15 protein-coding genes are annotated in these 26024 nt (G+C 41.3%); 10 read left to right on the top strand and 5 right to left on the bottom strand.

Translation table 11 applies throughout. The annotated features are described in order from the left end of the window. The first annotated feature begins 8 nt into the window (after positions 1–8). Positions 9–2387, top strand: coding sequence for an ABC transporter permease (locus tag E0F88_RS03185; protein ID WP_131956574.1), 2379 nt, complete (start codon positions 9–11; stop codon positions 2385–2387). Positions 2388–2884: 497 nt separating this feature from the next. After that, a complete protein-coding gene (locus E0F88_RS03180; protein WP_131956572.1) occupies positions 2885–5341 on the top strand; it encodes an ABC transporter permease in 2457 nt (818 codons plus the stop codon). Between the two features lie 2 nt (positions 5342–5343). Here the strand turns inward: E0F88_RS03180 and E0F88_RS03175 are convergent, their stop codons facing one another. Together E0F88_RS03175 and vapB are read right to left on the bottom strand one after the other, a co-directional pair. Further along, on the bottom strand, positions 5344–5727 hold the full coding sequence (locus E0F88_RS03175; RefSeq protein ID WP_131956570.1) for a type II toxin-antitoxin system VapC family toxin: 384 nt from the start codon (positions 5725–5727) through the stop codon (positions 5344–5346). Continuing rightward, positions 5727–6032, bottom strand: coding sequence for a type II toxin-antitoxin system VapB family antitoxin (gene vapB, locus E0F88_RS03170; protein WP_220466209.1), 306 nt, complete (start codon positions 6030–6032; stop codon positions 5727–5729). The genes E0F88_RS03175 and vapB overlap by 1 nt, the downstream gene beginning before the upstream one ends. 138 nt (positions 6033–6170) lie before the next feature. On the opposite strand from vapB, the gene E0F88_RS03165 reads away from it, so the two are divergent. Both E0F88_RS03165 and E0F88_RS03160 read left to right on the top strand, forming a co-directional pair. Then, positions 6171–8591, top strand: coding sequence for an ABC transporter permease (locus tag E0F88_RS03165; protein WP_131956568.1), 2421 nt, complete (start codon positions 6171–6173; stop codon positions 8589–8591). Between the two features lie 37 nt (positions 8592–8628). Continuing rightward, positions 8629–11043, top strand: a complete 2415-nt coding sequence (locus E0F88_RS03160) for an ABC transporter permease (RefSeq protein ID WP_131956566.1) — start codon at positions 8629–8631, stop codon at positions 11041–11043. 177 nt (positions 11044–11220) lie between these two features. Here E0F88_RS03160 and E0F88_RS03155 read toward each other — a convergent pair whose 3' ends face one another. Continuing rightward, positions 11221–11976 carry a hypothetical protein gene (locus E0F88_RS03155; RefSeq protein WP_131956564.1) on the bottom strand — a complete coding sequence of 252 codons (756 nt, stop codon included), beginning with the start codon at positions 11974–11976 and terminating at the stop codon, positions 11221–11223. Positions 11977–12194: 218 nt separating this feature from the next. On the opposite strand from E0F88_RS03155, the gene E0F88_RS03150 reads away from it, so the two are divergent. From E0F88_RS03150 to E0F88_RS03135, 4 genes are all read left to right on the top strand, one after another. After that, positions 12195–13823: an apiosidase-like domain-containing protein gene (locus E0F88_RS03150; protein WP_131956562.1), complete on the top strand. Its 1629-nt coding sequence runs from the start codon at positions 12195–12197 to the stop codon at positions 13821–13823. A 136-nt stretch (positions 13824–13959) separates the two neighbouring features. Further along, positions 13960–14397: a hypothetical protein gene (locus E0F88_RS03145; RefSeq protein WP_181956068.1), complete on the top strand. Its 438-nt coding sequence runs from the start codon at positions 13960–13962 to the stop codon at positions 14395–14397. Between the two features lie 122 nt (positions 14398–14519). After that, positions 14520–15137 (top strand): hypothetical protein, encoded by a 618-nt coding sequence (locus E0F88_RS03140; protein WP_131956560.1) that lies wholly within the window; start codon positions 14520–14522, stop codon positions 15135–15137. Between the two features lie 514 nt (positions 15138–15651). Then, entirely contained in the window at positions 15652–16047 is a 396-nt protein-coding gene (locus E0F88_RS03135) for a hypothetical protein (RefSeq protein WP_131956558.1), read from the top strand. Between the two features lie 84 nt (positions 16048–16131). Here the strand turns inward: E0F88_RS03135 and E0F88_RS03130 are convergent, their stop codons facing one another. Together E0F88_RS03130 and E0F88_RS03125 are read right to left on the bottom strand one after the other, a co-directional pair. Beyond that, complete coding sequence (locus tag E0F88_RS03130) at positions 16132–17418, bottom strand: RagB/SusD family nutrient uptake outer membrane protein (protein WP_131956556.1); 1287 nt, start codon at positions 17416–17418, stop codon at positions 16132–16134. A 62-nt stretch (positions 17419–17480) separates the two neighbouring features. Then, entirely contained in the window at positions 17481–20651 is a 3171-nt protein-coding gene (locus tag E0F88_RS03125) for a SusC/RagA family TonB-linked outer membrane protein (protein ID WP_131956554.1), read from the bottom strand. A gap of 389 nt (positions 20652–21040) precedes the next feature. Between E0F88_RS03125 and E0F88_RS03120 the strand changes: the two genes are divergently transcribed. Then, a complete protein-coding gene (locus E0F88_RS03120) occupies positions 21041–23467 on the top strand; it encodes an ABC transporter permease (RefSeq protein WP_131956552.1) in 2427 nt (808 codons plus the stop codon). 114 nt (positions 23468–23581) lie between these two features. Then, entirely contained in the window at positions 23582–26014 is a 2433-nt protein-coding gene (locus E0F88_RS03115) for an ABC transporter permease (protein ID WP_131956550.1), read from the top strand. The last annotated feature ends 10 nt before the right edge of the window (positions 26015–26024 follow it).

Here is a 26024-nt window from a genome sequence, read left to right as displayed (position 1 = left end):
GAAATCCCATGCTAAAAAACTACCTAAAAATCGCTTTCCGGAGTCTGTGGAAAAACCGGATGTTTACGGCTATCAATTTGCTGGGACTTTCGCTGGGATTGGCCAGTGCGGGAGTTCTGATCATGTTTACGCAAAGAGGAATTACGTTTGATTCCTTTCACAAAAATAGCAATCAGATTTATTTTGTCCAGACGGAAGGAAAAGAAGGCAGGTACAACCAGACTGTTTATCCAATCTTGGATCAGATGGTAAAAACCATTCCCGAAATCGAAACGGGCACACATGTACAGGGCTGGAATAATGTCTGGATTAATTTTAAAGGCAAAGATATTCAGGGAGATACAAAGTATGTGGACACTACGTTCTTTGATGTTTTTTCATTTAAGCTGCAATACGGTAATCCTAAGACAGCACTAAAACGGAGAGAGTCCATTCTGTTAAATCAGGATATTGCCAATGCACTTTTCGGAGCCAAAAATCCGGTGGGCGAGGCGGTCACTGTAAATGATACGATCAACTTTACCGTTACCGGCGTACTGGAACCAGTCCCACAGAATTCTTCGATTCAATTTGAAGTACTGGTTCCTATTGCAAATCTGGAAGCTAATAAGAATTTCGCAGCAAACGCAGATTGGTATAACACCTTTGCACGAGTTTATCTTAAACTAAAAAACGATACTGATGTTCCAAAACTGGAAGCAAAATTTCCTGCTTTTGCAAAAACGCATTTTAGTGATGAAGTAAAGGAACGGAAAATCCGGGTCGCTCCTTTGAAGGAATATATTCATTACGAAAATCCATCATTTAAGTGGTTAATTTATGGTTCAGTTGTCATAGCCGGTTTCATCATATTGATCATCAGTATCAATCTGATCAACCTAAACACGGCCATTTCTTTCACCCGGGTTAAAGAAGTAGCAGTCCGTAAGGTTACAGGTTCAACTTTAAGACAAATTCTTATTCAGTTTTGGACTGAATCCGGAATTGTGTTGATTGTGTCTCTTTTTATATCCATAATTTTTGCGGTATCGTACCTGGTTCCGCGATTCAATGAATTTCGTAAAGAGCGAATGCAGCTTGTTGTCAGTTGGGAACAGGATTACAGTATCATCCTGACACTTACCGGAATCATTACACTCATCGCCATTATAGCAGGAACCTACCCTGCATTATACCTGAACAGTCTTGATATCCGTGATACCATAAAAGGAAAACTAAGCAACAAACCGCAATCGGGCGGATGGAAACGCGGCAGCCTGATTGTCATCCAGTTTGTTATTTCCTTTGGTCTTGTGATCGGCGCCATTACAGTTCGCAAGCAGATCAGTTTCATGCGGGAAGCCAATCCTGGTTTTGATAAAACTGCTGTTGTTGTGGTTCAGGCTGATATGCAGTACAAAAATGAAGAGTCTGCGATGAGTCAGTTTAAGCCGATTCTTGACAAATTAAATCAGAATTCCAATATTAGAAGCATATCCACATCGGGTGTGGTGCCGACTAAATACTGGAGTAATTACAACACCTATTTGCCGGAAGGTGGAGAAAATGAAACGCGGTTTAAACATGTGGGTACCGGTGCACGTTATGCCGAAACTTTTGGTATAAAAATGATTGAAGGCCGGGATTTCTCTGATGAGCTCGATAAAAACCAGGCGTATAAACATGTGGTAATAAACGAATCCGCCATGAAAGCGTTGGGTTGGAAAACAGCGGTAGGCAAGCGGCTCAGACAAAAGAATAATCCGGAAGTTTATACGGTAGTGGGTGTAATGAAAGATTTTCACTATCAGGATTTAAAAGAAAAAATTGAACCTCTTTTACACTGGTACGAAGGACCTGCGGGATTAAACAGCTATCTGACAATTAAGTTTAATAATCCTGAACAGGCAAGGGGCGTGTTGGCAGATCTGGAAGCCAGCATGAAAAAGATTCCCTCCAAAAAGCCTTTTAAATATTTTTATCTGGCTGACGAGCTAGACCGGCAATACAACCATCTGGACGGAATCCTGAAGATGCTGAATTTTGTCACAACACTTTCAGTCATCATTGCATTGGCAGGAATATTCGGACTTATTACTTTGGCGGGAAATCAGCGTAGAAAAGAGGTGGGAATCCGGAAAGTATTGGGTTCAAGTGTTGCAGGGATTGTGGTTTTATTGTCAAGGGACTTTGTCCTGCTCGTACTGATTTCCATCGTAATTGGCATTCCCGTGGGATATAGTTTTATGGTCAGTTACCTTTCAAGCTTTGAGTATCACATCAGAGTGGAATGGCATATTTTTGCTTTGGTTGGTGTTGCTGCATTGGTTTTAACAATCCTTACGGTCAGCATACAAAGCATCAGAACGGCATTAATGGATCCGGTAAAGAGTTTGAGGAATGAGTGAAGTCTTTGTATTTTAATGTGCTTTACGTAACTTTTTAATAAACTGAAAATCTGGTTGGAGGACTCCCATCAAAATGCTCCGATAGTAAAACAAAAAATACTTGAACTGACAAAAGCATTGTACCAGAATCCCAGGCGCTACAATTCCGATAAACTAAGACTCGATAAAAATCCTGATTTTAGAGCGTTTGAAGTTTCTAGATTCCGCATTTCATTTTTTGTTGACCGACGAAAATAAAATGGTAGTTATCCTGCGCTTACGAAGTACAATACAGGAACCATTGGGTTATTAGCATTAAGCATAGCATCACCAGTCCGTTACCGAACTCAGGTGTCCGATTTCGGACACCTTTTTTATTTAAAATTCAGATAAAATATTGATATTCAAATGTTTGAAGTCTATTGAAAGTATCTGGTACAATTATTCAATAGCAGTTATATTTATTAGCCATAAATCTTAGATTCACATTTTTTGCTTCTTGTGAAATCACGTCAGCCATGATAAAAAACTATCTTAAAATCGCATGGAGAAACTTACTGAAAAGTAAGCTTTTCTCCGCTATCAATGTTTTCGGTTTGTCTGTTGGTATGACTTGCTGCATGCTGCTGTTGCTCTACATTCAGAGTGAAGTTTCATTTGATAAACATCAGGAACATGCCACGGAGCTATACCTGGTAAGAAGTGAAAACGTAAGATTCAGCGGCGATAAGATGGACAATCCGCGTGCTCCGTCTCCTTATGCGCAGGCGCTGAAACAGGAGTTTCCCGAGGTTGTACAGGTTACCAGAGTCTGGCAGAATTTTCTGGAAGGTAAGACTTTGTTTAAAGTACAGGAATCTGGAAAAACGGTAAAAACATTATTTGAAAGCAAAGGGCATCATGTCGATTCAACTTTCTTTGATATGTTTTCATATCATTTTCTGGAAGGAGATGCAAGGACGGCACTCAATGACCCGCATTCAGTTGTGTTGTCCGAAGATGTTGCCCGCAAACTATTTGGAGATGCTTCTGCAATAAACAAAATTGTCAACATCGGCGGAACGGAAGGTAACGCAGAAAATTTTAAAGTCACAGGCGTTTTTCAGGACGAAAGCGCCCGTTCGCATATAGATTCCCGTTATTTTATGCCGATAACCTCCGGCTGGGTGGGAAACTATTTAAGGCAGCCAAACCTGGATTTTACAAACAATAATATGTTTTATACTTACATCAGATTAAAACCAGGGTCTGATCCTGAAAAATTCAACCGGAAGCTACCTGCCTTTGTGGATAAATATGCAGGGAAAGATTTAAAAGCAGCAGGTTACGAGAAGCACATGACTTTGCTGCCTGTTTCAGATATTCATTTGTTTAATAAGATTACTGATATTCTTACGCCGACCACCAGCACCACTTATTTGTATGTGTTAGCCAGTATTGCCTTGTTCACTTTGCTTATTGCCTGCATCAACTTTATGAATCTCGCAACGGCCCGTTCTGCAAAGCGTGCTGCGGAAGTGGGAATCAGAAAGGTTATGGGTGCAGGAAAAGGAGGATTGGTTGGCCAGTTTTTAGGCGAATCCATGGTGCTTACCTTTCTGGCTTTAATTTTTGCAGTCGTAGCGGTTGTGTTTTTTCTTCCGGTTTTCAATCAGTTGGCCGACAAATCCCTCACTATAAGTGCCCTGTTTAAACCTGAAATAGCCGCGGCGTTTATCTTTTTGGCCGTGATCACCGGTTTGCTGGCAGGAAGTTATCCTGCATTTTACCTTTCTGTTTTCAATCCGCTGGATGTTATCAAAGGCAAATTTGTGAACTCCGTTTCAGCAACGGCACTGCGCCGGGGATTGGTTGTTTTCCAGTTTGTGATCTCCATCGGGCTGGTTGTGGCAACGATGGTAATTCAGGGTCAGATCAGTTTTATGCGTGATCAGCCGCTTGGTTTTACCAAAGATCAGCAGATTGTGATTCCGCTGAGAAGCGACCAGGCGAAGAAATCTTACATTTCACTTCGTAATGAAATCCTGCAAAATAACCAGGTCGCAGGCGCATCCGGTACATCTTATTATCCTGGAATCAAGAATCCAAGTGATATGTCGGTTTTCCGGTCCGACCAGAGTGTAAACGATGCAGCTGTAGTAAAGACCAATTGGGTTGCACCGGATTTTATGAAGGTTATGGGATTTGAAATGGTTGCCGGACGTATGCTCTCGGCCGAGTTTCCCGGTGATACTAATTTTAGGATGGTAGTTAATGAAGCGACTTTAAGGAAATTTGGTATTCCTTTAAACAAAGCTATCGGGGCACAGCTTGCTTTTGGAGGTGATAATGGAAGTAATCGAAAACTGGAAATTGTGGGTGTCGTAAAGGATTTTCACTTTGCAGATCTTCATCAGGTCATAGAGCCTTATGCGTTATTCCCGAATTTTAACAGCGATTTTAATTACATCATTGCCCATGTCAATTCTGCCGATGTAAGTTCTGTAATTCCATTTATGGAAGCTAAATGGAAAACGATGGTTCCTGACGAACCGTTTACTTATAGTTTTCTGAATGAAGACTTTAATACAAATTATAAAGCCGATGCACGTACCTCACGCATCGTAAATTCCTTTACTGTCATTTCCATACTGATTTCATGTTTGGGTTTATTCGGACTGGCCACTTTTGCAGCACAGCAGCGTATCAAAGAAATCGGCGTGCGTAAAGTTTTGGGTGCTTCAATCGGAAGTATAGTTGGGTTGCTCTCCGGTGACTTTATCAAACTGGTTCTGATATCAATTGTTATCGCTACACCGCTGACCTGGTATGCGATGAACAAATGGTTGCAGGATTTTGCCTACAAAATCAGTATTCAGTGGTGGATGTTTGCTGTTGCAGGGGTTTTAGCTGTTGTCATTGCAATGATCACGGTAAGCTCTCAGGCAATTAAAGCTGCTTTAACAAATCCTGTGAAGTCTTTAAAGAGCGAGTAGTTTTACCAGCATACCTCAACTTCATATTTCTTTAATTCTGGATCTTTACCGATTATGGTTAAGTTGTCACAAATTGCTTGTGCGATTATAATTCTGTCAAAAGGATCCTTGTGATGAGCAGGAAGATCTATAATTTGATTGTTATGTTGAATTGTAATTGGCAAAATTTCGAAGCCATTTTCAAGTGCCAATTGTTCCAATAAAGCAAAAGGGAAATCCATATGTAGCTTCCCAATGCTTATTTTAATTGCTATTTCCCAAAAGCTTACTATACTGAGAAACTTGCTGGTATCCGGGTTTTCGATTATTTTTCTTCCATGAGAAGAAAGTTCGTTGTCGCCATGTATAAACCAAAGAAACGTGTGTGTATCTAATAAATAATTCATTACATATATTCTTTGAAATCATCCAATGGAGCATCAAAATCGGCTTCCATCTTTATTCTACCTTTTACACTTCCAAATTTGGGATAAACCTTAGCTTTGCTTTTTAAAGACTTTTCAATTAAAAAATCTACGAAGTCATTTACCTGGTTTTTTAAATCCTCAGGTAACTTTTCAAGTTTTGTATGTATGGTTAATTCGCTCATAACTTTATTATTAACATTACACAAATATAATAAACGTGCTTCATTTTTTTGCAACGTAGCCGGATAACTCATAACCGAACAAAACTGTTCACTTTCGGACATTTATGCCAGGTTAATATGGTATTAAACATCTGTTAATCAATTATTTATATTTATCTTGTCGTTCTGGTATAATTATTCAGGAATAAGCCAGATACAATGCTGTTGCTACCGCCAACGGCTTATAGACAAAATCCAGCCATGTTTAAAAATTACCTTAAAATCGCTTTCCGCAATATCTGGAAAAGTAAGGGTTATGCCTTTATCAATGTTGTCGGACTTTCAGTCGCGTTTTGCATTAGTGTTTTCCTTTTCCTGACGGCCTACTTCCAATTGACCTTTGATAATTTTCATCAGGATGGTGATCGTATTTTCCAGACTTACATTTTTTCAAATGTGCCTGAGAAAGCTGAAAAAGCAAGCTCGATGCCGTTTCCTCTAACTACGGCTTTAAAGGCAGAATTTCCGGAGATTGAAGCAGTGTCCAGAATCGTAAGTGGAAGTGATGTCGTGGAATATAAAGGGAAGTATTTTGATAAACAGATCAAATTTACAGATTCTGATTTTTTTAAAATTTTCTCATTTCCGTTGATAAAGGGAAGCAAAGAAACGGCGCTTCGCGATTTAAGCAGTATTGTTATCAGTGAAAATATGGCTAAGGCTGTATTCGGAGTGGAAGATCCGATGGGTAAACAACTGCAGCTGGGCATGGATGCTAACAAAAAGCAATATGTGGTTACCGGTGTTTTAGGTGATTTTCCCGACAATTCCTCCATACAGTTTGATGGTTTTGTACGCTCGGAAAATTCCATTGGGTATCAACAGTCCAAAGATCAGTGGGATGCATTTTCACATAAAGTTTACCTGAAATTAAACGCAAATACCGATCAGGATACCTTTGAAAAACGTCTTAAACCGTTTACACAAAAATACTTCACCGATAATATCGCAGCCCTGAAAAAGCAGGGAGCCAAACCGGACGAAAAAGGAGACCTGTTTGCTTTGAGGTTACAAAAATTAACAAATGTTCATTTTGATACCGATATCTCAGGCAGCGGCGGTGCCCCTATTGCATTGGTTTATGCACTGATGGGAATTGCATTTTTTATCCTGCTGATTGCCTGTATCAATTTTATCAACCTGAATGTCGCCAGATCGTTTATCCGTGCCAGAGAAGTAGGTGTCCGGAAATCTTTGGGTGCATTAAAAACCCAGCTTTTCGTGCAGATCTGTGGAGAAGCGGCAGTCATTTGTTTTCTTGGTTTTGCCGTTGGCGTAGTTCTCTCCATACTTTTTCTGCCAGCTTTTAATTCCACCTTCCAAAGCAAACTCAGCCTGGACTACATGTTTCAGCCGGACAAAGTTGCTTTGATTCTTGGCATTTTTGTGCTTGTAACACTAATTGCCGGCGGTTATCCGGCCTGGCAAATGTCCAGGTTTAATGCAGTTGAAGTTCTAAAAGGAAAGGTATCACTAAAAAAGCCTGGTATACTCCGCAATTCACTGATCATTACACAATTTACACTTTCAAGTCTCCTGATATGCTGTACAATCATTGCCATTCAGCAGGTTAGTCATTTGAGAACCCAGCCGCTAGGTTTTCAGAAAGAAGAAGTAATCAGTATTCCTGTAGGCAATAAAGTAAATGGCAGGGAGGCTTTGCAGCGTATGCGTAACAAACTGGCCGGCGATCCTAATGTGATTGCACTCACAGGAAGCGGAGTTAACCTTGGTGTGGGATTGGATCGCAGCACATCGCGCAGTACCATGGGTTTTACCTACAATGAAAGGGAAATTTCGACCGACTGGCTGCAAATCGATTATGACTTTTTAAAAACATTAAATATTAAACTTCTGGGTGGAAGAGAATTCAATCCTGCGTATCCAAGTGATTCGATTGATAGGGTAATCATCACCGAAAGTATGGCTAAAATGATTGGCGAGCCTGACCCGGTAGGGAAATATTTCCAAACAGATACCGCCGGTGCAAAAATTCAGATTATTGGTTTAGTCCCTGATTTTAATCTGTATTCTTCAAAAACCGAAAAGAAACCAATTACGATGCACATTTCTCATGAAGAGCAGCCTGGTTACATTTTCGTGCGGGTTACACCGCAAAGTCTGAATGGTTCAATGGACAAACTCCGGGCGGTTTGGAAGGAAATTACACCAGAATCGGAATTTAAAGCTTCCTTTTTAGATGAGAATACAAACAACTGGTATAAAGACGAGGAGCGACTTTCTAAAATATTCAGTCTGGCTTCCGGTATTGCCATTTTACTTTCCTGCCTGGGATTGTTTGCCGTGGCACTGATCGTAATTGAGCAGCGGACAAAGGAAATAGGCGTGCGCAAAGTATTGGGTGCCAGTATTTCGAATCTCGTATTTGTTTTATCAAGAGATTTTGTAAAAATGGTACTGATTGCCATCCTGATCGCAACTCCTCTCGCCTGGTATTCCATGCAGAAATGGCTTGATAATTACCCTTATCGTATTGAGATTAATCCGTTAATCTTCATTGGAGTTGGCGTTGCAGCAATTATTGTAGCCGTAGCAACGGTCAGCTTTCAAAGCATTAAAGCAGCTTTAATGAATCCCGTTAAAAGTTTGAAATCAGAATAAGCAACAAACAGACAAAGGCCTTTGAGCCCCGATAGCCATGATCAAAAACTATTTCATTACTTCATTACGCAACCTCCGGCGTAACTGGAACTTTACAGTCATCAACATCACCGGTCTTACCCTCGGGTTGGCTTGTTGTCTGCTGATCTTTTTTACGGTGCGTTACGAAGTGAGCTTTGATAAGCATCATCAGAATACCGATCAGGTTTACCGTATTATCCGTCATACAAAAGCAAACGGTGAGAAAGGTTACAACCCCGGCATACCTCTTCCTGTTCTTGAAGCAATGCGAAACGATTTTCCGGAGATCAAAAACCAGGTTACCTGCACCTATGGAATGCGCGAAACGCTGGTGACAAACATTGAAGGGGTATCAAAAAAGAAATTTGTTGACCCGTTTTACGCCGTTTCTTTTGTTGGGCCGGAATATTTTAATCTGTTGGATTATACCTGGCTGAAAGGATCTCCCAAAACATCGCTGACCAATCCCGGATCCGTTGTGCTGACCGAGCGTCAGGCGCAAAAATACTTTGGCGATGCAGATCCGATGGGTAAGACGATCCGGATCAATAATAAAATGAATTTCATCGTAACCGGCCTGATAAAAGATTCGCCGGTTACCACCAACTTCCCGTTTACAGTCATGCTTTCGTTTTCTTCTTTAAAAGAGTACGGATCCTTCACCGAGTGGAACGACTGGATTTCGAGCTATGGCGGGGGACAAATGTATATCAAACTTCCTGCTGCAATCAGCAAAGATCAGTTTGAAAAACAGATGGTTACCTTTAGTAAAAAATATCTTGATGCAAAAACTGCAGCCGACCTGGAATTCTTACTGCAGCCGGTCAAAGATATTCATTTTGCTACAAAAATGAGCAACTATGCCGGACGAACAATCAGCAAAGGGATGATCTGGTCGATGGTTCTGGTTGGTGTTTTTATACTGATTACAGCCTGTGTAAACTTTGTTAATCTTGCCACGGCTCAGGCTCTGCGCCGTTCTCGCGAAGTCGGCGTAAGGAAGGTTCTGGGAAGCACACGTTCACAGCTTTTACGTCAGTATTTCTCAGAAACGGGTGTTATTACTTTTCTTTCTGTGATCTTGGGACTTGTTGTAGCGCAGCTCGTGCTGCCCTATGTTGCCAACATTCTCAACATCAAATCAGAAGGTGTATGGTTTATTAAAGATCCTTCGATCATTATCTTCCTGCTTATTCTAATGATTACCACAACGTTCCTTGCAGGCATTTACCCTGCCATGATCGTATCCGGTTATCAGCCGATACTCGCTTTAAAAGGCAAAGCACATTCGTCAGGCAGCCATCAGTCCAATCTGCGCAGAGGGTTAATCGTTTTACAATTTGCCATTTCACAGGCCGTTTTGATCGGGACTTTGATCGCTTACAGCCAGATGAAATATTTTAAAACAATGGACGTCGGTTTTGATAAGGATGAGATTGTAAACGTAGTGGTTCCTGAGCATGAACATGGAGAAATCGAAAAACTGGCAGCACAGCTGAAAGGAGAATCCGGTATTAACTCTATCAGTTTCAGTTCTTTTACACCCATGTCTCAAAGTAACTGGCAAACCGGTTTTACCTTTGAAAACGATACAGATTTTCTGGATTTTGACATTGTTATGAGACCGGCAGATACAGCCTGGGCCCACACATACGGACTGGAAATGATCGCCGGAAGAATGTATTTTCCATCAGACACCATTCGTGAATATGTTGTCAACGAGGCATTTGTTCAAAAGCTTGGGTTCAAAAGTCCGCAGGAAATTATTGGTAAAAGAATGGCGATCGGGGGTTCTGATTTTAAACTGCCTATTGTGGGTGTTGTTAAAAACTTCAACACATTTAGTCTGCACCGTGAAATTATCCCATGCGTAATGACCACCCTGAAAGATAACTACGGAATGCTGAGTGTTAAATTGGCGAAAAATGCAGGCAAAACACAGATAGACAGGATTGAAAAGGTTTGGGCCGCCACTTTCCCGGATCATGTTTTCAGTTACACTTTTTTTGACGAAAAACTCAGCAGTTTTTATGATAAAGAACAAAAGCTGTTTGATCTGTTTAGGATATTGGCGGGTATCGCCATCTTTATCGGTTGCCTTGGACTTTATGGCGTTGTAGCTTTTATGGCCGAATCCAGAACCAAGGAAATGGGAATCCGGAAAGCCATCGGAGCATCGGCGCTCCATATTTTCGGTCTGTTTTCGATTGATTTCGTCAAACTGATCATCGTAGCACTTGTCATCGCGTCACCCATCGCCTGGTACGCCATGAACGAATGGTTGCAGGACTTTACTTACAAAATCGAAATCAACTGGAGTGTATTTGTGCTAACCGGAGTTGCCGTGGTTCTCATTGCTTTAATTACGATCAGTTTCCAAAGCATAAAAGCAGCCTTGATGAATCCTGTGAAAGCGTTGAGGAGTGAATAGCTGAGGCAAAAAATTTAAAAAACAGAGAAGGAGAGCCATTGAGAATCCTTTTCTGCTTTTTACATTTGGGCGTGTCCCTGCGGGCCGGGCTATCACTGCAAGTCCTCGCAGCTCGTGCCTCACTGCTGCGGGCTTTCCGTTCTATCCCTCACGCGGCATTTCAACCGAGAGGTAACGTTATTCTAAAACGCCTGATTCAATAATTCTCTTAATCCTTCTCGTTCCGGAGCCGATTGTTCTGTAACCAATAAATTCTCCGTTTTCCTGTAGATAATCAAAGTCAGTTTGTTCATCGGCAACAAGTCCTACGCCGGAAGCATACACTTTAAAACCCAGCCTGAATTGAGCCTGCCCGGTTGTATCACTGCGTTCCGATACTTTTATCGTTTTGTCAAAATTCAGATTGTTGACAGTAAGAGCCTGGTTGATATTCTCATAATGGTGCTCAGAGCCATATCTTGGGTCCTGGTCATCCATGTTGAAGTACTGATACCCATCCCAGTTAATAGTGGAATTATAAGGGAAAACGAGCGGTAAAAAAACTTCATTGTCCAGATTAACCACCACTCTGTCAGCAAAGTGCTGCACACTGAATTCTTTAATTTTTTGCCACGACTGGGCTGCGGTATTTCTTGTAGAACGGGAGAAAATATAAGTTTTATTTCCGGAAGCATCTTCACTTACACTTGTTACTTCATCTTTTTCCTGCCATTTTTTCGTAACCGGAACTCTGCTGCCGGTAGAGTATACATCTTCATCTACCTGATAAATTTTGTACTGGCCTAGCTGAACCGGATAGTAGTCGTAAGGATCAATGGGATCTGTATCGGAAGTGCTGCATGATTGAACGGCAAGGACCGCCAATACTGCGAACAAAACAGTGGCTGCCTTCAAAAATCCTGATTTTATAGCGGGAGGTAAAGTTTGTTTCACAAATAGAATAATTTATATAAATGGAAAACGGATTTTCCTGTTTTATAGTATGCTACTGCATATTTAAGGAAATAGCCATTCATAATGAAATTATTGCCATTATTTTATCCAAATAAGGCCATCAAACCATTCAAATATTTACTTATATCCGATACAAAAATCCCAATAGAAAAGATGGAAAAATTGCTTTGAATAACATCCCTTATAAGAGTTATCCAATGAAATATAAACAGATTTTACTTCGCCTTAGTGGTGCATTTTTTTTACTGGGCATAATCACATCGGCTTCCGGTCAAACACCAATCTGGACAAAGTTTGAAAAGCAATTTCAGAGTGCCAAAACCTATGAAAATCCGGTTTATAACTTACAGCGTTTTCACGTTCGGTTTGAATCTCCATCCGGCAGGGTTAAAATTATAAACGGCTTTTGGGACGGAGACAAAACATGGAAAGTCAGGTTTTCTCCCGACGAAACCGGTTCGTGGGTGTACCAATCCTTTTGTTCGGACACTTTAAATACCGGTTTACACCATATTGAAGGAACGTTTGAATGTTCAGAGCCAAATAGTACTCTTGCTATTTATTCCAAAGGGCATATCGTTCACCCGAAAGGATCCTATTACTTGTCCCATGCCGACGGAACGCCGTTTTTCTATACAGCCTGCACCGCCTGGAACGGCACGCTTAAATCCACCGCTGAGGAATGGAGCATGTATCTGGACGACAGAGTAAAAAATCATTACAATGTAATTCAATTTGCCGCGACCCAATGGCGTGGCGGAGATAAAAATAGCGAAGGGCAAGTTGCTTTTGAGGGAAGCGGCCGCATTAAAATAAATCCGTCTTACTTTAAGCATCTTGACAAAAAAATAGATGAAATAAACAAACGCGGACTTGTTGCCGCTCCTGTGCTTTTATGGGCTTTACCGGTATCCACAGGAAGAGAGCTCAGCCCTGGTTATTACCTGCCGGACCAGGAAGCGGCTCTACTTGCGAATTACATGGTAGCACGTTATGGAGCCAATCATGTGATCTGGATTTTGGGCGGCGACGGTAAGTACACGGATGAAAATGAGCAGCGCTGGAAAAACATTGGCCGGTCTGTATTTGGCGGAGAACATCCTGGTGTGGTTTCTCTGCATTCACAGGGGAAATCATGGATAGGGAAAGAATATGCAAATGAAGAGTGGCTTGACATTATTGGCTACCAGACTGGCCATGACAATGGAGCCAACACTGCAAACTGGATCACAAAAGGGCCGGTAGCGACGGACTGGATGAAATTGCCACCGAAAGTTTTTATCAACATGGAGCCTTGTTATGAAGATATTTCACCGGCTATTAAAGACAAACAGGTTCGTAATGCGAGTTACTGGAGTTTATTTTCAACACCTGTCGCCGGTATTGCTTACGGTGCCAATGGGATATGGCCATGGATCCGGCCCGGCGAGGAAATTTTGAACCACAGAAAACCTGCTTTCCTGCGTCCCTGGTTTGAAAGTATTAAACTTCCCGGCAGCATCCAGATTGGGTTACTTTCGGATTTTATTGAAAAATATAATTGGTGGAATTTGAAACCGGCTCCTGAATTAAACTTGTCGCAGGTCACCAGGCCTGAAGAATTTGTATCCATTGTAAGATCTGACGGTCATCGGCTCGTCATGGCTTATGTTCCTGTAAAAACGGTTCTACGTCTTGCTAACAGCGGTGGTATAAAATATAGCGGAAGCTGGTTTGATCCTTCAAATGGAGAATCCCGGATCGCAAATGTTCTTTACAAAAAAGGGACAATTGAAATTACATCTCCTTCGGAAACGGACTTTATTCTAATACTGCAAAAGAACTAAAACCATTTCATCGGCGAATTGTAACCGTTCGTCTACTGTGATACTGTTTCGGTAGATTGCTCTTTCAGCCGTTTAAACGTTGATGAAAAAAGGCCCTCTAACTATCATTAACGAACAAATTTAAACATTAGAAACCATGAAAAAGGCAATCTTCGCAATCGCAGCTTTGGCAATACTTACAGTAGGTAATGGTTTTGCTCAAAAGGGTTATCCATCAAAAGAAGTATATCAGTCAAAGGGACACAGCGGTCCGGTTTACAAAAATAATGCACGTGTAGATAATTCAGTTGAAGAGTACGATGTCAACAAACTTGACAACATTGTAAGTTTGACACGCAACCAGGAAATTGAGATTAAAAAAATCGAAAGTTATTATGACCGGGTTGTCAAAAGCAGCAAAAAATCGCAGACGCTGGAAAGTATCAAACGACTTGAAGTACAAAAACAACACGATATTCTCGAAGTACTGACTTCTTACCAACGTCAAAAACTAGTAGCCTTCGAAAACGCTCAGAAATACAATGGTCGTGACAAATTTGACAGTAGCAACAAAAATAACAGCCGCAGAGGTTAGAGTTTAAGAGTAAGCCATGAATTTTAAATAGTTTTCCTCCGACATACCGGTTTCAGGTTTGTCGGAGGATTTTTTTGTTTTATATCTTGCGTTGATATTTTTTTAAAAGCATAAATTAATATGTGTTAGCTGATAACAAACAACTATATTTCTTCAAAAAGGAATTATTTCCATTTATGGCTATGAACAATATTTACAACTACTATTTTGTATTTATTCTTTTTGTTTTTTTCTCCTGCGGTCAGTCTGGGATACGGGAGGCTGCGACTTCAGAACAGGAGGAGGTGATTTTGGAATTCATTGATTACCAAGATTTTGAAAAAGTCTTTAGAGTAAATCGAAATTCGGAACTGATAACAAAAAAATTTGACTTGGTTTCAATTTTACTGCTGGATTCTACGAATGCAGAAATACTCTTTAAGTTAGATCCAAAATTAGAAGAGGATTTTCACTATGCTATGCTTGTGAGCAGACTAAGCATGTCAACCGTAGGTTTTGTAACAGATTTAGAAACATTACGTGATGTGCTTCTTTCGAAGGAAGAAAGAGACATGATCATTACTTGTGTCCATGGAGAGGGAGCGGATAACATGAAATATAATATAGGCAGTCCTGTATACATTAAAAATAACACGGCTATCATTCAAATTCTTGGGCCTTCTTCTGTCGACGATTACTATGTGACGATAAATAGCGGAGTAGTTCAACTTAATTTTTTGGGAGGGATTATTGAGGATTAAAGATCATAAATGGGGATCGACTCGTGAGCGCAGCCTGGAACTGTCCATTCTCATCAAACAACTTTGTTCGTTGCCAACGAACAATTTTATTTGATTTAAAAATCAGCCTACTTAAAAATTTCTCAACCGTGGTCTGTGTCATCACAGAACTAATATCAAGTAAGACTCGATTGGAGACTTACGTTCCCTCTTGCACTAAATGAAGACCGAGTTGAACATGAACATTTTTACAAATAGGTTAAGGTAAACCGTGAACTACAAAAGTTCGGATTTTACATATTCGGGAAATAAAAAAGTGTTCGTTACTATCAAACAATCTTGTTCGTTATAAACGGACACTTTATTTTATTTAAAAAACGAAACAACTCACCCAAATAACCCTGTTGGTCGATTAATACCACCACCTCATCTACTGTAAACCCCTACCGGTAGATTGCCTTTTGTGCCCGTTAAACTACATAGCAAAAAGCCCCTCTAACTATCATTAACGAACAATTTTAAACATATAGAAACCATGAAAAAGGCAATCTTCGCAATCGCAGCTTTGGCAATACTTACAGTAGGTAATGGTTTTGCCCAAAAAGGATATCCATCGAAAGGACACGACGTTCCGGTTTATTCAAATGGTCGTTTGGACAACGCAATCGAGGAATATCAGATCAACCAACTGGATAAAATAGTAAAGCTGACACGGAAACAGGAAAATGAAATCAAGAAAATTGAAAACCGTTATGACCGAATGGCTTTCAACAACAGAAGAGGACAATCGCAAAATACAAAACGTCTGGAGCAGCAAAAACAACGTGAGATACTTTCTGTTTTAACGCCAGTTCAGCACCAACGGTTGATGGCTTACGAAAGAGCGCAAAAGTTTGACCGTTACAACGATCGTCCCCGCAGCAGAGGTTAATAATCAGAAAAGAAGCCATGAATTTTAAATAAGTAGTCCTCCGGCAAACCTGCCGGAGGACTTTTTTGTGCCAAAATATTTACGTCAATTCGCAGGATCGGCAGGCGTGCTGGTATTGTTTTGTCTTTCGTTGGTTGGATAAGGATACCAGGTACGGTTACGTTCTGTTTCCGGCCTTGCAAAGCGGCGTGAATCTTCCAGTTTTAAACCAGACATAAACAGTTCGATACAACGGTTACGATAAATTTCCGTCAAAACAGAGGCTGCATCTTTTGCACCGCTATAAGCCGGCAGACCGGCACCTAATCCCCAGACATCGGTAGTTTTAGTAAGGACTTTATTAAGTTCAGCAATCGACTCATCGAATTTGCTCTGACGGGCCAACACCTCTGCTTTAATAAGCATGATTTCACCGGGAAGGTAAACCGGGACAGCCGCATTGTTTGCCGTAAAAAATCCGGTTCCCAGGTTTTTCGCCGGCGCAGCTGTCTGCGTATAAAATGCTACTCTCTTATCGGCAACAGCTGGTTTCAATGCATCAGGAAGTCCAAGAGATGTATTGATCGGTTCGGTTACATTTCGGTTTCCGAAGGAAAGAAAGAAGATCGGATTTTGACTCACGTCGTCAAAATTAAAGGCTGATTTTTTAGTCAGATCCACTTTGTTGGCTGCGGCAAGCGCCTTGTCATATTGTCCCAGCATAAGCGAATAGCGGGCGATCAGCGCCTGAATTGTATTTGGCATGTCAACGCTATTAACAACACGACTGGTGAATTCGGCCGACGGTGCATTTGTTGCAATGGCGGTTGCTGCACTTTCCAGCACCGTTACAGCCTCTTTCAAAACATCTTCGCGGGAATTGAATGTTATATTTTTCCCGGTTCCAATCGGAGCCTGCTGCCAGAATTCTGCGAGCGCGCCCAAAGACAGCGCTTTAAAAATAGAGGCATAAGCTGTTAAACCGCTTTTTATCGAAGCATCCGAAACGATTCCCAGATTCTTTAAAATGATATCCGCGTTGGATTTGGTCAAATGACTTTGAGCCCATAAGGTGCTGATCGTTGCATTATTGCCCTGAACATTTCCGGAGCCTTTGCTCAAAAGGTCCAGATCCGTATTACCGGCATTAAGTACAAGTAGTTCCTTAGTCGTTAACCCGTTTGCGGAAATGAGACTATAAAGTGCACCGCTAGCCCCGGCACTGACAGTGTAACGATACTGTAAACCGTTTGCCAAAGTAATAAGGCCGTTTACATCGGTAATAACCTGCATTTCACTGGCAGAACTCGGGTTGAGATATTCTTTTTGTTCACAGGAAGTGAATGTCAGAATTCCGGCCGTTAATATTGAAAATATGAATCTTTTTTTCATTTGAATATTCATTTGGATGATTGAAGAGCTGGTTTTTAACTCTTATTTGGTTATCGTGGAAATTAAAAACTGGCTGAAACTTTCAGCTGATAAGTACGCGGAATTGGCACATTACCAAAATCCACATTACGTATCAGATCACTGTTTCCACCTGCGTTGGTTTCAGGATCGTAGCCATCATAATTATCCCAGGAAATCAGGTTTCTTCCGGTGAGTGAAATGTTGATGCTTTTTACATTCTTCATAAAATCAGGAAGCTGGTAGGACAAACTTACTTCACGTAATTTCACAAAAGAACCGTCATCGACACGCCATTCTTCGGTATTGTAAATCGAATAAACATAACCACGCGGCAATTCACCTTTCAGCTCTTTTTCGGAATAATCGCCAATTCCAACACCCTGACGGGTACGACGATCGGCATTAAATACTTCCACACCCTGAACAGCGTCAAGCAGAAAACGGAAACCTAAACGCTTGTAAGTAAGGTTGCTGACAAATGATCCGGTCCATTTTGGATTTGGATTACCGATAATTTTCCTGACGTTGGTATTTGTTAAAAACTGACCATTCGATCCTTTTTCAGCTGGGGTATAATCCAGTGGATTTGTTGCCGACTGAACGCCTTTTTGCGATTGAGGTAAATTTTGGGTTGTTAAAAACGGACTGCCATCTGCATTTTTGGCAAAAAACGTTCCGTAAAAAACACTCGCAGCCTGTCCTTCAATCAGATAAGCAGGTGCTCCGGTAACAGTTGTCAGCGCCACCAAGGGACTGCCTAATTTGGTGATTTTGTTTCGGTTATGGCTATAAATAACATTCACATCCCAGTTGAAATCCTTGGTATTAATGACCATGTAACCCAAACTGACTTCAAAACCCTTATTTTCCATTTCACCTACGTTGTCAACTCTGCCAGTACCACCTTCGGTTGGGGCCAGAACGCGGTTTACTACCAGGTCGGTAATTTTTTGTTTGTACGCTGTCAGGCCCAGCGATAATTTATTTTCAAGAAACGTGAGATCAACTCCTCCTTCATTTTCGGTCATGAATTCAGGCCTGACCTGCGGATTGGCCAGCGTTGAACTTGGAACTATCGTGTTTTTTCCTAAGTATGGAACAGGTTGAAACTGCCAGAAACGGTCATAAGAACCAAGTCCGGTAAGGTTACCAGAGCGTCCCCATGAATAGCGAAGTTTTGCTGTATTGACGATTTTTTCCAGACTTGCCTTTTTCCAGAATTCAAGATCTGATGGAATAAAGCTGGCACTGAATTTAGGATAGGTCTGGTTTGACTCGGAAGGAGAAAATTTTGACGAGCGGTCTCTGCGTACTGCACCAGTTACAAACAAGAGATTTTTATAGCCTAAGGTAGCTTGCGCAAAAACGCCAGACAAATCAAATTGGTCGAAATTGTAGGTGGATCTGATTGCGCTTGTCGCGCCGCTTACAGTTTCAATAAATGGAGATAAATTCTGTCCGCTTCCGTAAGAAATATCCGTTTTACTGTTTTGATAGCTGGTACCGGCGACCACATTCAGCTTCAGAGATGGGGTCAGATCTTTTTCATAGGAAACATTGATATCGCTATTGTATAAAAACGTTGTAGCGTTCACATTCGCAGCAAAACCATTTGGAAAACGTTCGGCAGGCAAGCCCGCAGATGCTCCATACGGATAGGGCGGAATCAGGTTTTTTCCAAGCTGAGAAAAAGCATCAATACCAAAAATCCAGTCGATGTTTAAACCTTTGAGCGGCGTAAGATTCAGCTGTAAATCGTTAACGGTTCGGTTTACAGCTTGTGTAAATTTCATCTCCTCAATAACAGTTAGCGGATTTACACGTGTGGGCTCAACGGCCGGCAGATTCCCGGCGCCATCACGTCTGGTGATATCATAAATGTTGTTGGTGATATTAATCGAGTTGATCGGACTGTAAAATACATTTCCGTTTGGTTTTTCATTGGAAAAGCTGTTTGAATAGGTCACGCCTGCAGAGATTTTTGCCCAGTTGGCAAGACGCTGCTCCAGCCGCACGCGCAATCCGTAGCGCTGAAAATCAGTTCCTTTTATGATACCCTGGTTTTTGAGATAAGATAAAGAAGCAAAGTACTGCGTTTTATCTGTGCCTCCGCTTACCGAGATTGAATTATCCGTTCCTAAACCTGTTTTGTAAATTTCATCCTGATAGTCGTAACGCTGCACATCAACCTGATTTGTAGACAAATCAGCAAAGGCGCCGTCGCGGTTAATTCTTGTTACAGTCGTTCCGGGATTCGCTGCAATTTGAGCGGCAGTTAAACCTGTAATTGTTCCCAATCGAAGACTTGTGAAGCCAAATTGTTTTCCATAAGTACTGATTTTGAACTTCTTACGAAGCTCATTTACACTCAGGCTGGTTGAAAAATTAACCTGCGGAGCTCCGCTTTTTCCTCTTTTGGTTGTAATCAAAACGACTCCGTTGGATGCCCGTGACCCGTATTGAGCCGCGGCAGCAGCGCCATTGATAATACTCATCGACTCAATGTCGGTAGGATTGATATCTGCCATACGGTTTGTACCGATAACGGCTTGTCCAACCTGATCGGCCAGAGCAAACTGTGACACGTTTGCCGAAGAATTGCTGACAATAACACCATCAATTACATAAAGCGGATCGGAGCTTCCCTGCAGGGATTTAATTCCGCGAAGACGGATCGTCATACCACCTGCGGGATCACCCGAATTTTGAGTGATTTGTGCACCTGGGACTTTTCCCTGCAAAGCAGAAAATAAATTACCCGTTCCGGCTTTTTGCAGATCAGTAGAATTGATTGAGTTAATGGAATTACCCAGCTGTCTTCTGGTTGATCTTATGGTAGATCCAGTTACAATAACTTCGTCTAAAAGTGCGATGTCATCACTGATGGTGACGTTTATGGTCAGAGCAGTTTGTGTTCCCAGAGTTAGCTTTTGCGTTACTGTTTTGAATCCCACCGATGAAAAGTCAAGTGAATAATCTCCTGCGGAAAGATCCGTGCTAAGTGAATATTCGCCTTCTGCGTCCGAAATACTTCCCTGGCTGGTGCCCCTTATTTGAACAGAAACTCCCGGCACGGATTGTCCTGACCCGTCTGTGACTTTTCCTTTAATCACATAAGACTGCGCAAATGCTCCCAATGAAATCAGCATCGCTAAGGCAAAAATTGCGATGGATTGGATGGGAGGAAATAAAGAATAGAATTTTTTGCTCATAGATTTGAGTAGAAATGGTGAATAGTGGAAATGAAAGATTGTTATTATCAAATATCTGCATTGAAATTCCATATTCAAGCGGCTATTAGCTTATTTATTTTTGATATGGCAGAACATTCGTTTGCGTAATCGATTTTGACTAAAATAAAATTGGGTAACTGAGTATTACGGTGTGATTTCAATCTCAGATGAAGAAAAATGGAGCATCTCATGACCGACCAGCTTGTCCACAGCCGAACAATGTTGTTCGGTATCGGACACTACTAATATATTATAAATTGTAATTTACTGTAAATCAGATAGTAGGAAAATTGGTATAGCTTTTATATAACTAAGATCTGGATAAACGCCTGAGTTTTAATTTCTGTTTTACTCTTTCTTTTGCAGCTATGATCCGGAACTACTTCAAAATTGCATGGCGGAACCTGTTCCGTAATAAAGTGTACAGCTTTATCAATGTTGGCGGACTGGCAATGGGGATCGCAGCTTTTCTACTGATCCTCGAATATGTAAGTTTTGAAAAAAGTGTAAACCAGTTTCATGCGAACCTTCCGCAAATTTACCGTCTGTTGAATTTTGGGCAAAAGGGTGAAACCTGGACCGAAATTGAACCGGGCTGGGCAGCGAAGGCAAAACAGACTTTTCCGGAAATAAAAGATTTCTGCCGTTTTGCAGAAGGTACCGCCAAAGGAATCGTAAAAAGGGAAGGTGCCAACAGCGAGTCTTTCAGAGAAACGGAAATTGGTTATGCGGACGGAAATTTCTTCGATTTTTTTAGTTTCCCAATAATTAACGGAGATAAATCTGCTTTGAAAAAGCCAAAAGTGGTATTTATTTCAAAAAAGACAGCAGTAAAATATTTTAGTGAACAGGATCCGCTGGGAAAAACGCTGACGCTTTCAAACCAGTTTGGTACGCTGTCTTACTCGGTTGAGGGTGTTTATGATATTCCCGCCAATTCGGATATTCAGTTTGATATGCTCTTTTCTCTCGAAACGCTGGCCAATCCTGCAAATCTGAATGGAAACAGCTGGGCAAGATTGGACAACACCGAATCACAATACATCAATACCTATTTTTTGCTTAATGATCAGGTAAATCCTGCAAATCTGCAATCCAAACTTACGGCGATGCGCACCAGTTTGAAGGCAGATAAAGACGGTGTTCAGTTCAGATTGCAGCCATTAAAAAATATTCATTTGGCCGATAAACTGAGTGACACCTATCAGACCAGCGGAAATTTGAAATATGTGTACATGCTTCTGATCATTGCCGTTCTGATTCTCTGCATTGCCTGGTTCAATTATATCAATTTATCAACGGCTCATGCTTTAAAACGTGCCAATGAAGTTGGCGTCAGAAAAGTAATCGGAGCAACACCATGGAATCTGATCAGTCAGTTTTTGGGAGAGTCGGCTTTGGTAAATATGTTAAGTTTGTCCCTTGCTGTGGTGTTGGTCTATTTACTTCAGCCGCTTTTTAACCAGCTTATCGGAAGAGAACTTACACTGGAAGCGCTGGGAAATTCACCGGTTTGGATTGCCGGTCTTGGTGTTTTGTTTTTAGGGTCGCTGCTCTCCGGAATTTATACAGCCTATGCGCTTTCCAATTTCAATCCCGTCAAAATTCTCAAAGGTAATTTATCTAAAACCTCCAAAGGTATTTTGCTGCGGAAGTCGCTTGTTGTTTCCCAGTTTACGATCTCCATCGTCCTGATTTTAGTAACCATTGTCATTTACACCCAGCTGCGTTTCATGCAAAGCCAGAACCTGGGCATGAAAACGGATCAGCTACTGGTTGTACGCGGGCCGGAAGTTGGGAAAGACAGCACGTATAAAAACAGACAGGCAGCTTTTTGGAATGAACTGGAGCAACAGAGTTTTGTGAAAGATTACAGTCTCTCCGGAACCGTACCGGGAAGCTTCTTTAATTTTGCCACATCCGGTTTCACGCAGCCTGGATCCAAAGCAGGAGACGAGCTGAAACCTTACTTTTTCGCAATCATTGGCGACCGTTACCTGAACACTTACGGCATAGAGCTAAAAGCCGGCAGGAACTTTACAGAGCAGGAAGTAAAAGTGGATTGGGACGAAAACAGTAAAATTCTTTTAAACGAAAAAGCGGTTGAACAGTTCGGTTTCAGATCAGCTGAGGAAGCTATAAATAACAAAGTTAAATGGGATGAGAGATTTCTGGAAGTGATTGGAGTCGTGAAGGATTATCATCACCTAGGTCTGCAAAAAGCAATTAATCCTATCATTTTTTATCCTCAAAACAGTACTTCCTACATCACGATAAAGCTCACGCCTGATCAGATTCAAAACAAAATGGCGAAGCTGGAAGGGATGTATAAAACCTTTTTTGCGGGCAATCCTTTTGAGTACTTTTTTGTGGATGAAAATTTCAATAAACAGTATTTTTCTGAAAATCAATACGGGAAAATATTTACAACCGCCTCTGTCTGGGCAATTTTTATAGCCTGTATGGGATTGTTTGGCCTTGCGACCTTTACCGTGGAAACGCGAACTAAAGAAATTGGAATCAGAAAAGTGCTTGGAGCGTCGGTGGCCAGCATTGTCGGCTTACTTTCATTTGATTTTTTAAAACTTGTCGTTGCAGCCATTCTGATTGCCAGCCCGCTTGCCTGGTATTTTATGACGGACTGGCTGAAAGATTTCGAATACCAGATCAAAGTTTCCTGGTGGATCTTCGCAGCCGGGGGGGCAACAGCAGTAATCATCGCCATCCTGACCATCGGTTTTCAAAGTATAAAAGCAGCGCTGATGAATCCGGTAAAATCTTTAAAAAGCGAGTAGCGGTAAGCTAATAGCTACGGTATTACATATTCGAAACAGATTTACTATTCGATTTTTTATAAACATCTAATTGTTGTTCCTAAATGCTAATCGCTATTAGCTAAAAGCTTCAAAATGTTAAAAAACTATCTAAAAATCGCAGTTCGTAACCTTTTCAGAAATAAAGGTTATTCATTTATCCAGATCACGGGTCTTTCGATCGGGCTTTGGGCATGTATCATGGTGGCGACTGTTGTGATTGATGACCTTTCTTACGATAAAACGTGGAGCCGCAATAACGATCTTTACAGAATTATTTCAGTAAATAAAATGGGTGAGGACCTTCATGAACGAAGTGCATCTTCATTTGCAGGGCTGGCTCCGCAACTTAAAAGGAATTACCCTGAGGTAGAATCTTATTCGGAGTTTTACACGGGCGACCTTCATTTAAAACTAAAAGAAGGAGAACAAAATGGCGTGAAAGTGATGGCGCTGCATGCTGATTCTACTTTTTGGGGAATGCTGGACATAGAGGTCCTGGCAGGTAATCCGAGAAAATTTGTTGCAGATAACAGCAATTTGCTTATTTCCAGATCTTTCAAAGAAAAATTTTTCCCGGGCCAGGATCCGGTTGGGAAAGTGATTTATGATGTGCCGGCTTACAGCACAAAGCCCAAACCTTTTTTAATTACGGGTATCATTGAAGACCTTCCCGGCAACAGCCATCTTCGGGCAGATGTAATATGGGTACATAAAGGCAGGGTGGAAGAGTTGAATCCGAAGGGTTACGGTTCGTTTTCTCAAAATTATATACTCATGCGGCCTGGTACCAATATGGCTGGATTTACGGCTAAGGTAAATAAATGGTATAAAGGTTTTGTCACTGAAAAAAGAACTTACCATTTTGAATTTCAGCCAATGACGGATGTTTACCTGCACTCGGATTTTGCCAATTACCAAACGGTAAAGGGAAATGCCGATAACGTCTATATTTTTTCCGGCGTTGCCATCCTGCTTTTATTTATTGCCTGCGTCAACTTTGTCAATTTGAGTACAGGCAGGACTTTTACACGGTTAAGAGAAACTGGCGTCCGTAAAGTTTTAAGTGCTTCACGTTACCAGATCATATTGCAGTATATGACCGAAGCCATGTTGTATTTCGGGATATCTGCTGTTTTGGCGACGTTTCTTTATTATTTCTCTGTTTTACCTGTCGAGAATTTTCTAGGTTATCATTTGGTAAAAACCTATCTCACAAATCTTCCTTTTACGATTTTTACCCTTGCGGCCATATTTTTAACCGGCTTGTTAACAGGATTATATCCTGCCTGGCTGATGTCAGGATTTAAACCTGCGAATACTTTAAAAGGCATATTTTCTTCATCAGGATCTTACAGGCAAAACTGGCTGCGGCAGGGACTTGTTGTTTCGCAGTTTTCTATTTCGGTTGTGGTGCTGCTTATCATGCTCATGGTTCGCCAGCAGCTTCATTTTCTGGAAGGAAAAGACATCGGTTTTAATCCGGATAATCTTTTGAACATTGACTTTATCAGTTGGGAGAAAAAGGGAGATGCCTTCAAAAATGCATTGCTAAGATTTTCCGGTGTTGAAAGTGCGAGTATGACGCAGTGGATTCCTTCTCAGGGTGCGGGTTACATGTCCAAAGATGTGGAAGATCCTGCTGATCCTGGCAAAAAGGTTAAAGTTTGGTATATATCGGGAGATGTGAATCTGGCCGAAACGATGGGATTCAGACTTAAAAGTGGTCGTTTGCTAAGCAAAAAATTTACAACCGATGCCCTGAATGCCGATTCGCTGCAGAATGTTAGCTGGGAAAAGTATGAAGAGGAGACCAGTCGCCAGGTTTCAATGATTTCGGCGTCCGCAGCCAGAATTTTAAAGGTGAAAGAGCTGAACAAACAAATCCCGAAGGCAAATACAGTTCCTGTTGGTATTATTGAAGATTTTAACAATGAATCCCTACGCGAGCCAATAAAACCTACGGTCATCATTGCGCAAAGATCATCGGATTACGGAGGAATGCTGATCAGGATTAAACCCGGTACAGAGAAAAATGTAATGGCTTCCTTACAAAAAATATGGAAGCAATTTTATCCTGACAAACTTCTGGAAATGAATATGGTAAAAGACATGCTTAATAAACAATATGAAGCTGAAAGTAAACTCCAAAGCATATTTATGTTTTTTAGCAGTCTGACAATGTTTCTTGCAGCTTTGGGCATTTTTGGTTTGGTCGTTCAGGCAGCGGAACAGCGAACAAAAGAAATTGGAATCCGTAAGGTTCTGGGAGCTTCCATTGCGGGAATAGTTGCACTGCTTTCAAAAGATTTCATCAAACTTGTTCTGGTTGCAGTTGTCATCGCCTCGCCGGTTGCCTGGTATGCAATGGAAAAATGGCTGCAGGGATTTGCTTACAGAATTGAAATCAGCTGGACAACTTTCCTCATCGGCGGAGCCACAGCGCTGATAACGGCATTTATCACACTAAGTTTTCAGAGTATAAAAGCAGCGTTAATGAATCCGGTAAAATCTTTGAAGAGCGAGTAGCTAATGGCGG

Source organism: Dyadobacter psychrotolerans (assembly GCF_004349265.1).
GTDB classification, from domain to species: domain Bacteria; phylum Bacteroidota; class Bacteroidia; order Cytophagales; family Spirosomataceae; genus Dyadobacter; species Dyadobacter psychrotolerans.
The sequence above is the reverse complement of the archived record's forward strand: the minus strand, read 5'-3'. Positions and strand labels throughout refer to the sequence as shown.

Coding starts and splice junctions, on each gene's coding strand:
- E0F88_RS03185 (WP_131956574.1), top strand. CDS start 9: ATGCTAAAAAACTACCTAAAAATCGCTTTCCGGAGTCTGTGGAAAAAC.
- E0F88_RS03180 (WP_131956572.1), top strand. CDS start 2,885: ATGATAAAAAACTATCTTAAAATCGCATGGAGAAACTTACTGAAAAGT.
- E0F88_RS03175 (WP_131956570.1), bottom strand. CDS start 5,727: ATGAATTATTTATTAGATACACACACGTTTCTTTGGTTTATACATGGC.
- vapB (WP_220466209.1), bottom strand. CDS start 6,032: ATGTCCGAAAGTGAACAGTTTTGTTCGGTTATGAGTTATCCGGCTACG.
- E0F88_RS03165 (WP_131956568.1), top strand. CDS start 6,171: ATGTTTAAAAATTACCTTAAAATCGCTTTCCGCAATATCTGGAAAAGT.
- E0F88_RS03160 (WP_131956566.1), top strand. CDS start 8,629: ATGATCAAAAACTATTTCATTACTTCATTACGCAACCTCCGGCGTAAC.
- E0F88_RS03150 (WP_131956562.1), top strand. CDS start 12,195: ATGAAATATAAACAGATTTTACTTCGCCTTAGTGGTGCATTTTTTTTA.
- E0F88_RS03145 (WP_181956068.1), top strand. CDS start 13,960: ATGAAAAAGGCAATCTTCGCAATCGCAGCTTTGGCAATACTTACAGTA.
- E0F88_RS03135 (WP_131956558.1), top strand. CDS start 15,652: ATGAAAAAGGCAATCTTCGCAATCGCAGCTTTGGCAATACTTACAGTA.
- E0F88_RS03130 (WP_131956556.1), bottom strand. CDS start 17,418: ATGAAAAAAAGATTCATATTTTCAATATTAACGGCCGGAATTCTGACA.
- E0F88_RS03125 (WP_131956554.1), bottom strand. CDS start 20,651: ATGAGCAAAAAATTCTATTCTTTATTTCCTCCCATCCAATCCATCGCA.
- E0F88_RS03120 (WP_131956552.1), top strand. CDS start 21,041: ATGATCCGGAACTACTTCAAAATTGCATGGCGGAACCTGTTCCGTAAT.
- E0F88_RS03115 (WP_131956550.1), top strand. CDS start 23,582: ATGTTAAAAAACTATCTAAAAATCGCAGTTCGTAACCTTTTCAGAAAT.